General features: G+C 42.1%; 14 protein-coding genes. 7 read left to right on the forward strand and 7 right to left on the reverse strand.

The window, feature by feature from the left end; genetic code table 11:
• Window positions 1–32: 32 nt before the first annotated feature.
• Window positions 33–1748: an alpha/beta fold hydrolase gene (locus G399_RS0112775; protein ID WP_006013019.1), complete on the reverse strand. Its 1716-nt coding sequence runs from the start codon at window positions 1746–1748 to the stop codon at window positions 33–35.
• Between the two features lie 235 nt (window positions 1749–1983).
• Here G399_RS0112775 and pnuC point away from each other — a divergent pair, with 235 nt between their 5' ends.
• The 7 genes from pnuC to G399_RS0112810 all read left to right on the forward strand — a co-directional run bounded on the left by pnuC (window position 1984) and on the right by G399_RS0112810 (window position 9583).
• Window positions 1984–2589, forward strand: coding sequence for a nicotinamide riboside transporter PnuC (gene pnuC, locus G399_RS0112780; protein ID WP_006013022.1), 606 nt, complete (start codon window positions 1984–1986; stop codon window positions 2587–2589).
• A gap of 406 nt (window positions 2590–2995) precedes the next feature.
• Window positions 2996–4420 carry a kynureninase gene (gene kynU, locus G399_RS0112785; protein ID WP_081585825.1) on the forward strand — a complete coding sequence of 475 codons (1425 nt, stop codon included), beginning with the start codon at window positions 2996–2998 and terminating at the stop codon, window positions 4418–4420.
• A 236-nt stretch (window positions 4421–4656) separates the two neighbouring features.
• Window positions 4657–5043 carry an eL24 family ribosomal protein gene (locus G399_RS20675; RefSeq protein ID WP_006013035.1) on the forward strand — a complete coding sequence of 129 codons (387 nt, stop codon included), beginning with the start codon at window positions 4657–4659 and terminating at the stop codon, window positions 5041–5043.
• Window positions 5044–5192: 149 nt separating this feature from the next.
• On the forward strand, window positions 5193–5495 hold the full coding sequence (locus G399_RS0112795) for a BufA1 family periplasmic bufferin-type metallophore (protein ID WP_006013037.1): 303 nt from the start codon (window positions 5193–5195) through the stop codon (window positions 5493–5495).
• A 105-nt stretch (window positions 5496–5600) separates the two neighbouring features.
• Window positions 5601–6593 (forward strand): MbnB/TglH/ChrH family RiPP precursor modification enzyme, encoded by a 993-nt coding sequence (locus G399_RS0112800; protein ID WP_006013039.1) that lies wholly within the window; start codon window positions 5601–5603, stop codon window positions 6591–6593.
• Window positions 6590–7573 carry an HvfC/BufC family peptide modification chaperone gene (locus G399_RS0112805; RefSeq protein WP_006013041.1) on the forward strand — a complete coding sequence of 328 codons (984 nt, stop codon included), beginning with the start codon at window positions 6590–6592 and terminating at the stop codon, window positions 7571–7573. The genes G399_RS0112800 and G399_RS0112805 overlap by 4 nt, the downstream gene beginning before the upstream one ends.
• Before the next feature lie 258 nt (window positions 7574–7831).
• Window positions 7832–9583, forward strand: coding sequence for a monovalent cation:proton antiporter-2 (CPA2) family protein (locus tag G399_RS0112810; RefSeq protein ID WP_006013042.1), 1752 nt, complete (start codon window positions 7832–7834; stop codon window positions 9581–9583).
• Between the two features lie 15 nt (window positions 9584–9598).
• Here the strand turns inward: G399_RS0112810 and G399_RS0112815 are convergent, their stop codons facing one another.
• The 6 genes from G399_RS0112815 to G399_RS0112840 form a co-directional block, all read right to left on the reverse strand.
• Window positions 9599–11344, reverse strand: a complete 1746-nt coding sequence (locus tag G399_RS0112815; protein ID WP_006013044.1) for a serine hydrolase — start codon at window positions 11342–11344, stop codon at window positions 9599–9601.
• A gap of 207 nt (window positions 11345–11551) precedes the next feature.
• On the reverse strand, window positions 11552–12427 hold the full coding sequence (locus G399_RS0112820; protein ID WP_006013046.1) for a bile acid:sodium symporter family protein: 876 nt from the start codon (window positions 12425–12427) through the stop codon (window positions 11552–11554).
• Window positions 12428–12624: 197 nt separating this feature from the next.
• A complete protein-coding gene (locus G399_RS0112825; RefSeq protein ID WP_034897044.1) occupies window positions 12625–13383 on the reverse strand; it encodes an SDR family oxidoreductase in 759 nt (252 codons plus the stop codon).
• Window positions 13384–13391: 8 nt separating this feature from the next.
• Window positions 13392–14459, reverse strand: coding sequence for a phosphotransferase family protein (locus G399_RS0112830; RefSeq protein WP_006013050.1), 1068 nt, complete (start codon window positions 14457–14459; stop codon window positions 13392–13394).
• Complete coding sequence (locus tag G399_RS0112835) at window positions 14459–15679, reverse strand: acyl-CoA dehydrogenase family protein (protein WP_006013052.1); 1221 nt, start codon at window positions 15677–15679, stop codon at window positions 14459–14461. The genes G399_RS0112830 and G399_RS0112835 overlap by 1 nt, the downstream gene beginning before the upstream one ends.
• 454 nt (window positions 15680–16133) lie before the next feature.
• On the reverse strand, window positions 16134–16730 hold the full coding sequence (locus tag G399_RS0112840) for a thymidine kinase (RefSeq protein WP_006013055.1): 597 nt from the start codon (window positions 16728–16730) through the stop codon (window positions 16134–16136).
• Window positions 16731–16755 lie beyond the last annotated feature (25 nt).

A 16755-nucleotide genomic window follows, 5' to 3' on the forward strand; every position in this document is an offset into this window, starting at 1 on the left:
TTGAAGAAGCGCTTGTATCTAAATTAAATGGATTATAAAGCATCAGTTTTTATATCACTCACGTTTTGCAATGTACAATCATTATCAATAGTTTGCTCAGGATCGTTTAAAAAAGATGTTATCACGGCTTCAACACATTTATCGCCGTGTACTATATTATGGGCTTTTAAAGGCCAAACTCGCAAGTGTTGAGTTTTGTTTCGCATGGGTAACTTGGCATGGAAATCGATGGCCCATTTCGTCGGTGTAAATGTGTCGAGGTCGCCAGCAAGTATCAATACAGGCAACGTCAATTGATTATGGTCAAAGCTTTTGATGTTATTGAGCGCCGGCTTTATATTCCAAATTTTACACAATTGCAGGTCAAGATTAATAGCGGGTAGGTCGTCCCAGTAGGGCGATTTATACTTTTTTGCATTTTTGATAGCCAGTTCTGTGTTTGAGAAAGGGATTTCTTCATAACAAGCGTAACTTGAATAAGCGCCTTCTGAAAACCACGTGTAATTTTGCAAGTCGATAATCTCGCTTATCAAGCGACTTAGTTTGGCATAATCTTTATTGAGGGCATCTTTTATAATCTGTGGGAACGCCAGAATAGCCTCGCCGTCATAGCTATTATTATATAGAGTATAAGCCACTAACTCGGGTGATATCTTTAGTGTTTTTTGGCCAACGGTCCAGTTTTCATCATCATACTCAACCTCTAGTGTGGGCGGGTTTAGCTTAATTTCTGACATGAAAGACGCAAACAATGTCTCTGATGTTTGTCCGTTTTCAAGCCGACATCTTGGGTCAGCATCACATAAGGTAAACGGCTGGGTAAAAATTCTTGCACTGAGCTCAGGCATATCTACGTATGAATCAACTTCAAAGGGATAAATACTGTCGAGTATTAGCGAGGCGGTGTGCTGAGGATACTGCTGAGCGTAACGTAACGATATGCGCGTTCCGTGGGAAATCCCGAGTAAATGCCATTTTTGAAAACCAAGTAATTCTCGCAGGGCATCAATATCGTTGATTGCGTAATCGGTATTATAAAAATTAGCATCGACACCTAACGCGCGTTTTCGATTGGCACAGTTAAGGTTCGTTTTAACAAACTGTTTGTTGTCAAATTTGTATGGATACGTGGTTAATAGTTCAATTTCTAACTCGGTTATGGCTGGACAGTCGAGGTTGGCCAGAGATAAACCTGAGCCTCGCATTTCCATCAGGATCAAAGGAAGGCCATTTTGTAGTGTGCTTAATTCAATGCCTGAATAATACAAAGAGGGGTCGCCATCAAACTCATCCATGATATATATTGAACTACCAGGGCCGCCGCCACCGGTAATGACAACGGGGTCGCCTGTGACTTCACCTGCAGGCTGAAAAATTATAATGGGAATAGAAACAACGCGCGCGTTATTTTTTGCTGTGTGGGACTCGGTAGGATCTTCTTTGACAAACAACGTGCCGCAGTCAGCATGGTATTTATCAAATTTTTGCATGAATGTACAAGGACCGATTTCTACTCTAGGAAGCACCGGCAATATTGATTTTTTGCCAGCTGACGCTTTCACAGACGCCGTTTCCTCGAGGGAGTGAAAAACCTTGATGACTTTTTCTTTTTGCGCATAATGCGCATAACTAGCGGCGTGAAAGCCCACTAGCAAAATAATGCTAAGGGCAATAAGCCTCTTTTTCTGCTCGATAACGTACTTGCTTGAGCTAATAATAAGTATTCCTCCGTGTACTACTGCGTCCATTACGCACATTATGCCGAGTTCACTCGCAACTTAATAGTTAAATTCGTTTATTTTATGCTGTCGAAATAGGCGTCAGGGCAATCCGCTTTTTGTTTTACATCAGCTATTGAATTCAGTCATCAAAGTTGAGATGGTTCTGAGTATTATATACTGAGCGACGTAAAATGGCTTTAGTGTTACTTTGAGCCTTGGGCTGCTAGCTTCTTTCAACATGTCATAATTGAGTGATCCTGTAGTGACACTATCTGATTTTATAAATGGTTTTTTGGGTTCAAATTCGGTGGAAATTAGCGCTGCAATTTGTGGGTTTATTTGTATCTTTTTGTTGGTCAAAGGCAACATCTGGAATTTTGCCTTTGGTTTTGTGCAAGTGACACTTTATGTGTGGGTATTTTACCAAGCAAAACTGTATTCTGATGCCGGTTTGCATGTCGTTTATATGGCACTGCAGATATATGGTTGGTGGCATTGGTCAAAAAACCTAGCAACGGCAACGACCGTGACAGTATTAAGTATGGATTACAAAAAATTAAGCCTCTATGCATCAGTTGCATTATTAAGTGCAGCCGTCCTAGGAACCCTAATGCATAAATATACCGATGCTAGTTTCGCTTACGCCGACGCATTCACCACTTGCGCCAGTTTGGTCGCCTTTGTATTAATGACACGTCGCTACATCGTCAATTGGTTATTTTGGATCGTGGTTGATGTTGTTGCCATCGGCATATACTTTCAAAAAGGTCTATATCCAACGGCAATCTTGTATGGATGCTTCTTAATTATGGCGATTATTGGATTTTATGCATGGCGAAAGGAATATACAAGTAAGTTGATTGCCTAGTGCCTAGCTTCGCGACCGTGCACAACGAATTTGTGATAATACTAAAAATGTAGCCAATGATAATAATGCGTCTAAAACTAGGCAATTGGTCAATCGACGATCAGACACTACACTGTGCAGGTAAATCTTACAGTATGCTAATAACGACACTTATAACGCCAGAGCACAATGCGAAAAACATGCAACTAGGCGGCGCTTTGCTTCTTTGATTGGATCCATCTGTGCTGCGGTGCGTTTAAATAGCTAGCTGTAAAATTAAGGGTTAACGCGACAAATAAAAAAAGGGGGCGATACACACGCAACTCAACAAATAGAAATGGTTAATAGAAGTGGTTAATAGAAGTGGTTAATAAAAGTGGTGAATAAAAGTGGTGAATAAAAGTGGTGAATAAAAGTGGTAAATAAAATGTCTTCATCGACAACTCAATCGCAACGCAGGCAAGCTGCAATGGATCAACAGGCAACGGATGCTCAAACACCAAACTATTTATTTCCGGGCGCAGTGTTTACAGATGCAGTGTCTTCAAAAGAGGTATCTTCAAGTGCGGTGTCTTCAAGTGCGGTGTCTTCAAATTCTAATGAGCTATTCAGATCACATGCCATTGAGCTAGATAAGCACGACCCGATTGCCCACCTAATAGCACACTTTGAAATACCCGCTAAGACTATCTATTTAGATGGAAATTCACTTGGGCCTTTGCCAATTAATGCGAAAAAAGCGGCAATTGACGTGGTTGAAAACCAATGGGGCCAAGACTTAATTACCAGTTGGAATAAGCATGCATGGATTGATTTACCCACCACAGTAGGGGAAAAGATCGCACCCTTAATTGGCGCAGAAAAAGGTCAAGTTATCTGCTGCGATTCAATTTCGGTTAATTTATTTAAGCTCTTAGCTAGCGCATTTCAACTGTCTACTCCGGAACGCACTATTGTGCTTTCTCAACAAGACAATTTCCCTACCGATTTGTATATGGTTGAAGGTCTACAGCAAATGTTGGGTTCGCAACAATGCGCCTTGCTTACTTGCGATGCTGACGAACTAGAGGCGATGTTGCAAGCACGGGGACATGAAATATCAGTACTCATGCTGACGCATGTTAATTTTCGTTCGGGTAAAATTCACGACATGCAAAAGCTAACCCAGTTGGCCCATGAACAGGGTGTATTGGTGATTTGGGATTTAGCTCATAGCGCTGGTGTGGTGCCCGTCGAACTGGATAATTGTAAGGTTGATTTTGCGCTTGGATGTGGCTATAAATATCTCAACGGTGGGCCCGGTGCTCCCGCATTTATTTATGCTGCCAAACGGCATATTCCGAATTTAAAACAGCCTTTAACCGGGTGGATGGGGCATGCAAAGCCATTCACATTCGATCCTAATTATGTGCCCGATGTCGGTATTAAAAAGTTTTTAAGTGGCACGCCCAGTGTTATTGCTATGGCAGTACTGAGCGCTGCTCTCGATCTTTTTGAGCATGTCACTATGTCACAAATTCGAGAAAAATCGGTCGCAATGACGCATTTTTATCAATGCTTAATTGAACAGTCACAAACCTTATCAGACCTCGTTATGGCTTCACCTATTACGTCTGACAACAGAGGATCGCAACTCGCCTATAGGCATCCTCAGGCTTATGCTTTGTGTCAGGCATTAATATCTCATGGTGTTATCGCTGATTTTAGAGCACCCGATATTCTGCGCTTTGGTTTCTCGCCAAGCTTTTTAAGCTTTGAGCAATTATTTGATAGCGTAGAAAAGTTAAAAGCGATTATTGAAAGTGAGCAATACAAGCTGCCTGAATTTAATCGCAAACAAGCAGTAACCTGAGGATATTACTAAATAAGGCATGTTCTTTATTATATTTTTTTACACCGTACTTGAAAGAATTTCAAACTTGCGTAGGTCTTATAATCGAGTTTCCTAACTTGTGAGCCAAGATTAGATGAGCGCCGATAAAGCACACTCATAAACTGAATATAGTTAAACTTTCTGGATCTGACATTTAGCTGGCGCTGGTTACAACGCATTGTTTAAAAAATAAAAATATACATAAGTAACAAGCCATGTATTTCAAACTTTCAGGTTCAAAATTATTAACTGCAGCGGCATTAGTCATTGCATTCACTGTGTCATCTTGTGGTTTAATTCCGAGTCAGGTCGAGTCGTCAATTAACGCGGTTAATGTCGACGAAAGTAGCCTCGCCATAAAGGTCTATGATGCCGTTGCTTATTTTACCCAAGCAAAACCTGTTCTAGGCAGTTCTCAATTTACAGCTGAACATTTGGCCGCGACTTATTATTTTAGCTCTGCGCCTCATCAATCGTTATTTAAAGGTGACCCCAACAAATACGCAGCACAATATGGACGCAAATTGTTGACAAACCGATCACAGAACTATAAATTTTTAGTAGGTATTAATTCAATGTTATGGCTGCGGTACGCAACATAATGAAGTAAATGTTATAAACGAATGAAATTTTATGGCCTGTTTCACGGTTTATATAATCATCCTGTCAACGCAGGCGAGTTTGGACGCTATTACTATTACTATTACTACAACTAATTTGAACATTAATTTAATAAAATAAGGATCTACCCATGAAAACTAATTTAGCAATTGCAGCAGCACTAGCCACTATTATGACAACAGGCGTTATTGATACTGCAGAAGCGTCAGATAAAGCAAAAAAAGAGAAGTGCTACGGTATCTCTGCGGCGGGTCAAAATGACTGTGCAAACTTAGCCGGTACACATAGCTGTGCAGGTCAAGCAACAATCGATAACGATGTTGGTGAATGGCGTTTAGTACCCGGCGGCACTTGCACCGAGCTTGGCGGTTTTGATAAAAGCAAAGCCAAAGAAATGATGACAGCAATGAAAGCCAAGAAAAACGGTTACTAGATAAATACGACTCTTTTCGCCTATGTATTTTACTCATGACTCGCTATTTAACTGGGCATCAGCTGATGTTGGTTAGATCCTAGGTGTTACAAATGGCAGGTATGAATGAATAGTAAGTCAAATACAAAGCCCAACAGCCTTATTGGCGTTGGGCTTCGTCATTCTCATTACGCCGACGCTTTATCTAAAAAGGCCTTAGCTGACGAGGCAATAAACTCGATAAATGAGAATGGCACAAAGCACAATATAGATTTTGTGGAAGTGCACGCAGAAAATTTCTTTGCTGCAGGCGGTATCACTCAATCTCTACTTCACGACATTGCACAAGCTTATCCACTGAGTTTACACGGCACGTCTTTAGGGCTGGGTTCTACACTGCCGGTGCCAACTGGTATCTTGCAGCAATTTACTAAGTTGGTAAAAACGATTCAACCGCTATTAGTTTCCGAGCACCTTTGCTTTAATCGCGCGCAAGTTAACGGCAACATATTACATAGTGGTGACTTACTTCCCATTCCTTATAATACGCAATCATTGCGCACTATTGTTACGCATATTCAGCAAGTTCAAGACAGTATTCAACGCCCACTTTTAATTGAAAACTTGTCGGCCTACATTACGCCGAGTGAATTGGTGGTGCATACTAAAGATGACATGACCGAGTTTGAATTTTTGGTCAGCATGTGTGAAACCGCAGGATGCGGCATATTACTTGATTTAAATAACCTTATTATTAACGAACTGAATCGAAAAACACCTAATCCTTTAGCCATTATTCAGCAACGTTTGCAGGCATTACCTGCGCATATGGTCGGTGAAATACATTTGGCCGGTTACACCGAGCAAATACCCGCTTCAGATGAGGATATAAAGCAAACTAATTTCATCATTGATGACCATGGTGCACCCGTATCCGAACAATGTTGGCAACTATATAAATATGCGCTGCAGCAATTTCCTGGCACACCCACCTTAGTAGAATGGGATACCAAAATGCCAGAATGGTCAGTATTGGTAAATGAAGCTAACAAAGCCCGGTCGATAGCTGAAGCAGTCGCCGCGACTGCAGATGATTCTTTCTTGGCATCGCATTCATGAATAAAAGTGATAAAGCAGCCATCCATGCAGGTGATGATAAGCAGAGTAATCAATTAAATGCTTATAAAGGCGCCCAGTTAGGAGAGAAGCCAGGAAATGCTCAAGGCAAGCAACTAGACAATGACCAAGGTGATCAGATGAATGCTAATCAGGATTATCAGGGTCAATTGCTCGCTAAGATTTTTAATATACAGCCACAGCCTTTGCAAAAGGAACTGACTGAAACCGCGGTGCGAATTCAATTAGATGCTAGCATCCAAGTTAACATCCAGACCGGTCTTAATGTATACACCAATAACTTTATTGAAAATGGCATTCGGGCACTTTCAATTACATTTCCAACAGTTGAGGGCTTAATAGGCGAGGATAGCTTTAGAATGTTATCGCGCAAATTGTTAAGCCATGAAGTAAAGGCGAGTTTCGACTGGGCTGAATATGGCATTACGTTGCCAACTTTTATTGAAGGCCAAGAAGCGCTTGAAATATATCCGTTTTTGAGTGAAGTCGCCGAATTAGATTGGGCAATTCATGGTGTGCAGCGCCAAGCTGATAAAGAATTCGCGCCAAGCACATTTGCATCTTTAGAAACCGGTGATACTGATTTATTGTGTTTCATCGCTGCACCTGGCTTGCAGTTACTTAATTTTTGGTTTCCCGTAGTCGATTTGTATCAACTGATACACGATCCCTATCTGCAATCTGAAGAGGGCATATTAGTCCGCAAAGCATTATTAGAGAAGATCACAACATCAATAAATAATGCAATTAATATGGGCACTGCACGCTCTCTTGTATTGTGGCGTGCAGAGTACAAAGCGCAATTTGAATATGTAACGGATGCGCAAGCAGACGTGATACAAAAAATAAGCGCGCAAGCCTCTGTGAACGATGTTATTGACACTATTAGTACGCACAATATTGACCTCACAGAGTGGTTAAGCAAGGCGATATCGACTAAATTAATCTTTGCAGTAGCCTAAATATTGCCGTTTAGCTTTATGTTAACGCCAAATTTAAACCAACATCACTACAAGTGAACACTTATAAAAACGCTTTGCGCTGTTATTAACGGTAATTTGCGTTTTTTTCGTTGTGCTATTTGTTCAATTTTTGGATGACTGAGCTTAAGGTGTTCAACAACAGTATTATATGCAGCGAATGTTGACTATAGTAGTATGAATATGCGCTAGTTTTCGATTTAAAATAAAGAGCTTTCATTTTTTCACCAAGGACCATTAATGAGTTTATTGACCTCTGTCGCCATATTTTTAGGCGCTACTTTAGTTGCTGTTCCCCTATTTAAAAAATTAAAACTGGGTGCCATTCTTGGTTATCTGATTGCTGGCGTTGTCATTGGTCCCTCTGTGTTTAACCTCGTTAGCGACCCTTACACTATTTTGCACTTCGCTGAATTAGGCGTTGTGCTGCTGTTGTTTGTCATTGGTTTAGAGCTCGAACCGGCCACTCTTTGGCGCATGCGCAATCAAATTATTTTTAGTGGTGGTTCACAGCTATTAGCATCAGCAGCGGCAATCGGCTTGTTTAGTCATTTTGTGTTGGGTCTTAGTTTTACCGCCAGTTTAGTGATTGGACTAGCCTTAGCATTGTCTTCTACCGCTTTCGCAATTCAGTTAATGAATGAACAACGTATTTTGCAAACGCCGCCAGGACAGCGCGGCTTTTCGATTTTATTAATGCAAGATGTTGCCGTGATCCCCATTTTGCTCTTAGTGACTGCGTTGGCTCCTTTGCAAACTGAATCCGGTCCGGCTTGGTATATCAGTTTAGGCGCCGTTGTTAGTGTCTTGCTGGTGGGTCGCTTTTTGGTCAATCCACTGTTAAGAGTGGTAGCACGCTATGGTAGCTCAGAAGTAATGACGGCTGCGGCTTTATTCATTGTGCTTGTGACTGGGTTGGCAATGGATAAAGTGGGCCTGTCGATGGGCATGGGCGCATTTATCGCGGGTATATTACTGGCTGACAGCAGCTTTAAACATCAGTTAGAAACTGAAATAGAGCCTTTTAAGGGTTTGTTGTTAGGCTTGTTCTTCATTGCTATTGGCATGAATCTCGACTTGCAGTTACTTTTCAATGACCCCGTTTTTATGGTCAGTATGAGTATTCTGCTGGTAATTGTGAAAGGAGCTATTATTTTTTCCATTTTGCGCGCATCCAAACAATCGTCAAGCGATTCAATACGCGTTGCAATCATGCTTTCACAAGGTGGTGAATTCGCTTTTGTTGTGATGACCTTGGCATTATCGAATACGGTGTTAGACGCTGCTATTGCTGGCCAGGTTAATTTGATCGTGGGTTTGTCTATGGCATTAACGTCACCTGCGGTGATTGTGTACAGCCTATTCTTTAATACTAAAAACTGTCCGGCTGTTTATGATTCTATTGCGGATGCATCTGAGTCAAGGGTAATCATCGCTGGCTTTGGTCGTTTTGGACAAATTACGGGTCGTATTCTAGCCGCAAACAGCATTCCATTTACAGCAATGGATAAAGATGCTGAGCATATTGAGTTTGTGCGTCAATTTGGTAATAAAGTATACTTTGGTGATGCGACACGCTTGGAGTTATTAAAAAGAGCCGGCATTGAAAACGCCAGAGTATTATTAGTTGCTATCGATAATGGTGAAGAAATAACCGAAGTGGTTAAACTGGTTCAACTTGAGTTTCCAAAAGTTAAAATTATTGCCCGCGCGCGCAATCGGATGCATGCGATAGAGTTGTCAAGGTTAGGCGTCAGTTACTTTGTTCGCGAATTGTTTGATAGTGCATTGTCAGCATCAAAAGAAGTGCTCAAAGCTTACGGTTACACACAGGGCCAAGCCGACGGCATGGCGACTATTTTCTCGGAACACGATACCAAAATGCTGGAGCGAGTAATAAAAGAAAACCTCGGTATACCTGAAATAATAAAGAGCACGGAACTGGGTAGAAAAGAATTGCAGCAGTTGTTTGAAGAAGACAAACAAGACTGACCGCAACGTTAACGCTTAGTCTTCGTTCGATAATGGTTGCTTCACAAAGTGCATATCACTGTATGCATGACGCTTTTTTTCATTTGCCACGAAGGGGTGCATTTTTAGCCCGGTTACTTCATTTTTAAAATTGGTTTCAATAATTAAAAAGGCATCAGAAGCGGCGTTACTATTGTCCCACTCAACTTTAAATAAGTTTCCTTCATAAGGTATGACCTTGCCTTTAAGCGTGATCATGCGCTGGGACTGAATACGCAGATGATCCTCGTTAGGCACACCTGCAGACGTCTCTAATACGCTGATTAACATACTGCCAAACCAGTTATCTTGATAAGTACCGATGATCTGTTTATTGCTAATTTGCATGAGCGTTGTGGCTTCGCGAACCGGTTCATCGTTTGCAAGATAATCAGCTTCTTGTTTAGCTTGCAGGTCCACAAAGGTCTTAACCCAATCACTTGGTGAGTCCTCGGGTAGTTTGGCACTGGGTATAAATGATTTTAAAATATGCTGCATAACCGAAGAACGCGCACCATAATTAGACCCATTATTTAACACCACAACACCTACCTCTAATTCGGGTAATAAAGCGACATACGCTTGGTATCCAGAAAGGGTGCCAGTATGAGAAATGAGTTTATAGCCAAACATATCGGCAATACGCCAGCCCAAGCCGTAAGTTTTAAATAAGGTGTTGTCCCACTCTTCTTCACTGTCAGATATATTAAGTATGGTTTGAGGTGACCACATTGCATTCAATACACTCATCGAAAAAGGCAGTGTTTTGGGCGAGAGTAGCGCCTTAACCCATTTAGTCATGCTCTGGGCATTACAAACAATACCGCCTGCGGCAACCGACATTTGCTGTGCTCGTTGTATGCTATTTCGAGGTACTGCGTACATTCCTTTGTTATCATTATGCGCATAACTCATTGCCGTATTTTTCAACTGAACGCTAGGAACATCGCCAGCAAAGCAAGTCATATCAAGCGGGGCAAAAATACCTTGCTCAATAAAATCACCATAGCTCATGCCGGAAACCTTGGCGACGATCTCGCCCGCGGCTATATACAGTACATTACTATAAGCATACTGAGTTCGAAAGCTAGTGAGTGGGGTCAAGTAGCGAAGGTTATGAATGACCTCTGCGCGCGAAAAGCCCGATGGTTCGGGCCAAATCATGCTGTCGCCCGCTCCGCCTGCGAGTCCACTGTGATGAACAAGCAGGTCTTTAATAGTGAATTCGCGTGTCACCCAAGCATCTTGCATTTGAAAGTCAGGTAAATACTGAGTGACTTTGTCGCTCCAATTAAGCTTGCCTTGGTCTACTAAAATACCAATAGCAGCGGCCGTAAATGCTTTGCTAGTGGAGGCTAGTCGGAAATACGTGTCTGGGTTGACGGTACTTTTTTTCTCAATATTGCGTAACCCAACTCCTTCCAAGAAAACCACCTTACCTTGATGAATAACACCCACCGACATGCCCGGCGTGTAGAATGCAGCAAGGGCTTCTTGAATAAGCTGTTTAGTGGCTATGGGGTCGAAGCGATGCAAGGGATTAGTCTTGTTGGGTGCGGCAATTGCGTCGGTACTTGCAGGTTCATAAGCAACAGAAATTGCAGGTGAAATAGCGAATAGAAAAATAAAAAAGATAAAAATAAATGGCCAGTTGATAGCCAATTTAGTGCTCTTTTTCTTATTCTCATAAACGCGAGTGTTAGCGCTGAAATTTGGCAATGCCGTATAGTTCAATCCAGTCATGATTCATTCCGTCTTGTTTTTTTGATTGAAGGATATAGATGCGTTGATGTAAGTCGACAACCAAGTGTCACCCCAGTGTACGTGATATTTTGTGTATAAACTGTAAGTAAGTAAGTAAGTAAGCAAGTAAGTAAGCAAGCAAGTAAGCAAGCAAGTAAGCAAGCAAGCAAGCAAGTAAGCAAGCAGCGACGTCAGGCTAGTATTGCCTTAATCTTGAGCTGACGGTTTCGGCACCGTTAACTTATGGTAAGCCACTAATAAAAACGCACCGACATACATTGTAATGCCATAAATCCCGGCGGCTATACTATAAGCACTGTTTTCAATAAATGTGATGGCGATGAGCATGGCCATTGTCGCATTTTGTGTGCCTATTTCGATGCCCAACGTTAGTCCATCTTTTTTCGACAAAGAACACGCTCGGGCTATTATTACGCCCATAATAGTCGCGCAAATATTCAAACTAAAGGTAATGAAAAAGACATCGGGAAAGGAGGCTTGCAGCATTTCTCTCTCTTGATATGAAATGGCCGCAATGAGCATCAACATAAATATGGTTGAAAAATATCTAAAAAACGGTTCGGCGCGTCGGGCTGCTTTTGAATACAAGTGTCTTAGCACCATGCCGATAGAAATGGGGATCAACAAAAGAACAATTAAGTTTATAGAAACGCCAATCAGTGAAAAGTCTGTCGCATCTGCTTGTGTGAAGTGGTCTATTGAAAATTTAATCAGCAGGGGTGTTGTGATAACACAAATTACCGTTGTAATTGCGGTTAGGCTCACCGATAACGCTAAGTTTGCGCGTGCAATATGACTGATCAGGTTTGACGTAGTGCCACCGGGACAAGCGGCTAAAATCATCACGCCAATGGCAATTTCAATTGGCGCTGAGAACGCCGTTACTAATGCAAATGCAAGTAGGGGCAATAAAATAAGTTGCCCTGTTAAGCCAGCAATAACGCTTTTAGGCACTTTTGCAAGACGCACAAAATCGTCTTTTACTAAGCCTAAGCCCATACCAAACATGATGACGCCAAGTATGGCTGGTAATAAAACTTGCGTGAAAATAGTATCTTGCACATTAAAGTCCCTTTTTAATTATTATTGATGCGATACTATTGTTCATGACGATGACAAAGCCGCGTCATTTGTAATCACAGCCCACTAGTCCACAAGTCCACAAGCCCAAAAACTACAAACTACAAACTACAAACTACAAATCCACAAACGACAAACCACAAACCACAAACCAAAGTCCACCGTTCTGGAATGCAGTATTAGCTCATTTTTGCCAACCATGACAGCGGCATAATGCGCATAACCCGGGTAAGAATAGCCCAAGGCCATGCCGGAACATAACTATTTCCACCTTCTTTTTCAATCGCTTTTATAATTGCTTTACAGCCTGTCTCGGTATCAACCATAAAAGGGACTTTTTCTACTTTTTCATTTATTTCGCTGCGAATGAAGCCCGGGTGAATAGTCGATACTTTGATAGGTGTGCGCAGTAAATCAATACGGATCCCTTCAGATAACGAGGTAATGGCGGCTTTGGTCGCGGAATAAACGTTGAGCGCGCGGCGAAACCCACGTACAGCACTGATAGAAGAAATGGTAACAAGATGACCTGCGTTTTGTTCCCTAAATATGCCAACAGCTGCCTCACATTGTGCAATCGCCGATACAAAATTAGTGATAGCGGTTTCTTTATTTGCTTTGAAATAACCAGTACCAATGGATGCACCTTTGCCCATGCCCGCGTTGACAATAACTCGGTCAAGGCTACCAAGTTCCTGTTTGAATTCGTTAAACACCGTAAACACAGCGTCGTGATCGTTAACATCAAGTGACTTAATTAGTACGGTAATATCCGGGTTAATTTCCTCTAATTCAGCCTTTAGCGCTTCTAATCGCTCTACGCGTCTTGCACACAAGGCAAGGTTTCGGCCCATTTTTGCATACAACATCGCCATGCCTTTCCCTAATCCAGAACTAGCACCGGTTATCAAAATGTTTTGTCGAACGGTAGCTGACATAAAATTCTCTACTTATTTTTATTAATGATTTTTCTGCAACGATGCAGCAAGTAATGTACATATATCCAAAGATGCTTGTATTGAGGATTGCGTGTTTGTTTATGGTGGTAACGATAGTAGATTTGCTGAACAATCGCGGCTAAACGAAATAGACCATAGACTTCGTAAAAAGCGAAATCTTCTGTTTTTAGGCCTTGTTTATCGCAGTAATATTGAATGACTTCTTTGCGTGTCATCATCCCTGGTAAATGGGTGGGTTGACGTCTTGTTCTTCTCGCTAACCAGTCGTCATCTGCTTGCACCCAGTAGGCTAGGCTGTTGCCTAAATCCATGAGGGGGTCGCCTAGGGTGGCAAGTTCCCAGTCCAACACACCAATTATTTGTTGTGGATTTTGAGCATTCAGCACTAAGTTGTCAAAGCGATAATCGTTGTGGGTAATGCAAATTTTTTCTTTACTAGGAATGTTGCTGGCAAGCCAGTCCGTTACCTTTTTACCCGCAGGTACATTCCATGTTTTTGCTTTTTGGTAGCGTCCAGTCCATCCCGAAATTTGTCGTTGTGTATAACCTTCACCTTTAGCAATATGCGCAAGGTCAGCGGCTTTATAATCGACATTGTGCAGCTCGATCAATCCGTCCAGTGCCGACTCACAAAGTTTACGTGCATCTGCAGCTGAAATCGTAAAGTCCCGAGGCATATTTTGGCGCGGAATAATGCCCTCAAATTTCTGCATAATATAAAACTCAGCACCGATAACTGACTCGTCATCGGTATACCCCAACATTTCGGGTACTTTTGGATACACGATTTGTAAGGCTTTTTGTAAACCATACTCGCGCCCCATATCATGCGCACCTTTGGCTTTGGTGCCAGCGGGTGGACGACGCAATATAACCGACTTGTTTTCAAAGTCGAGGCAGTAGGTCCAATTAGACGCCCCTCCAGAATACTGAGTTACTTTAGGTGTGCCCTGTAAGTCAGGAATATGTGAGTTTATCCATTCCACTAAAGACGCAATTGGCAGCTCTTCGCCAGGACGAACAGCGCCAGCCTTATCAATACGTTTATCTGACATTATTTATATTTCTTCAGCTCTAATCGAGTCACCATGCTCATGTGCACTTCATCGGGCCCATCAGCAAGTCGTAATGAACGTGCACCGGCGGCAAAACGTGCCAATGGGAAGTCTTCACACATACCGCCACCACCATGGATCTGGACCGCCATATCAACAACTTCTTGCATCATTTGCGGCACCACAACCTTGATTGCTGAAATGTCGACCATGGCATTTTTTACCCCTAAATTGTCAATTTTCCAAGCCGCCTGTAGTGTCAGTAAACGCGCTTGTTCAATTTTCATTCGGGCCATCGCGATACGTTCGCCATTGCCGCCTAATTTGATAATTGGCGAACCAAAAGCAACGCGTGACAAACCACGTTTAATGGCTAATTCAAGTGCTTTTTCTGCAGTACCAATAGCACGCATGCAATGATGAATGCGACCCGGGCCCAAGCGACCTTGAGCGATAGCAAAGCCTTTACCCATACCGACTAATAAATTTTCTTTGGGCAATCTAACATTAGTGAACTGCATTTCGCCGTGACCAAAAGGTGCGTCATAATCGCCATAAGCACTTAGCATGCGTTTAATTTCAATACCGTCAGTGTCTAATGGCGCAATCACCATGCTGTGCTGGTTGTGCCTATCGTTTTCTGGGTTTGAGAGGCCCATGAAGATGCACACTTTGGCATTTGGGTGACCCAGTCCGGTAGTCCACCATTTTTTGCCATTTAAGACTAATTCATCGCCATCTAACTCAATGGTAGCAGCCATATTAGTGGCATCTGAAGACGCAACATCGGGTTCTGTCATACCAAATACAGAACGTATTTCGCCCATCAGCAAGGGCGTTAGCCATTTTTCTTGCTGCTGCTTGTTACCAAAGTGATATAAGACTTCCATATTGCCCGTATCAGGCGCGTTACAATTAAAAATTTCTGGTGCAAAAATGTAGCGACCGGTCTCTTCGGCAAGTGGCGCATACTCAAGCGTTGTTAAACCTTGGCCAAGTTCAGCGTCAGGTAAGAAGAGGTTCCAGAGGCCGGCAGCTTTAGCTTTTTCCTTTAGCGGCTCGATAGCGGGGTGAATTTTCCATTTTGTCCAATCGCTGGTTGGGTTTAACGCAGCTAATTCTTCATAAACTTGCTGCTCAATAGGGGCTACATGGGTGTCTAAAAAGTCACGAATGCGAGCGATATAATCTTGAGTTTTAGCGTTATGAGAAAAGTCCATGTGATGTCCCTTAGTGTTGTGTTAACTTATAAAAAGCGTTGTCTTATAAAAAGTGTTTTTTTGTAAAACGCGTTGACTTGTAAACAACGTTAACGAAAAAACATTGATGTAAAAATATTGAAATAAAAAGTACCTACGTAAGCATTTTTTATGAAAAGTGTTGACGCAAAAATGATGACGTCCAAAAATATGCAATGATTAACAGGATCATCTATATGATAGTCGATAATGAAGTATCAGCGAACTTTGTTTAATTTGGGTTAATTGATAAATTTGATGAATAGTAAGGCTGGCGTTGTTGCTGAAGTGCGGTAAAATAAGATAAGCGAAGCACTATGAAAAACCAACAGAAGCGCCATGAACCGAGCTAATCGAAGCGCTTTCAGTTAGCGTAGAAAAATTAAGTGACTATACGACCAACCAATCATTCACATGAAGGCAAAAGTAAGCCGTATTATGGGTTTGGATGATACTCGAATGACACTTTTTCCATGAAATGTTTGCGGCACAGCGACACATACTTTTCGTTACCGCCGACGTCCACTTGAGCTCCTTCAGAAATAGGGTCTCCGTTATCATCAAGGCGTGCCACGAAATTAGCTTTACGACCACAATGACAGACTGTTTTTAGCTCTGACAACTTATCGGCCCAAGCAAGTAAGTATTGGCTGCCCTCGAATGTTTCACCTCTAAAGTCTGTACGCAAACCATATGCCAGCACAGGTACTTTCAATGCATCTACTATTTGCAGACACTGAATGACTTGTTGTTTGCTTAAAAACTGCGCTTCGTCAATAAATAAACAGCTGATTTTTTGTTTATCACACTCTTTGCGCATTTCAGCAAATAGGTCGGTTTGTGGCGTGAAAAGATTTGCAGGAGCTTCAAGACCAATACGAGACGATATTTTGCCGCTACCATAGCGATTATCCAGAGCCGCAGTGAATAAGGTAATGTGCATACCGCGTTCTTTATAGTTGTATGCCGACTGCAGCAGGGAAGTCGACTTACCTGCATTCATTGCCGAGTAGTAGTAGTAAAGCTGTGCCATTGATGAAGGTTCTTATGGGGCGTGC

Source organism: Brumicola pallidula DSM 14239 = ACAM 615 (genome assembly GCF_000428905.1).
Taxonomy (GTDB): domain Bacteria; phylum Pseudomonadota; class Gammaproteobacteria; order Enterobacterales; family Alteromonadaceae; genus Glaciecola; species Glaciecola pallidula.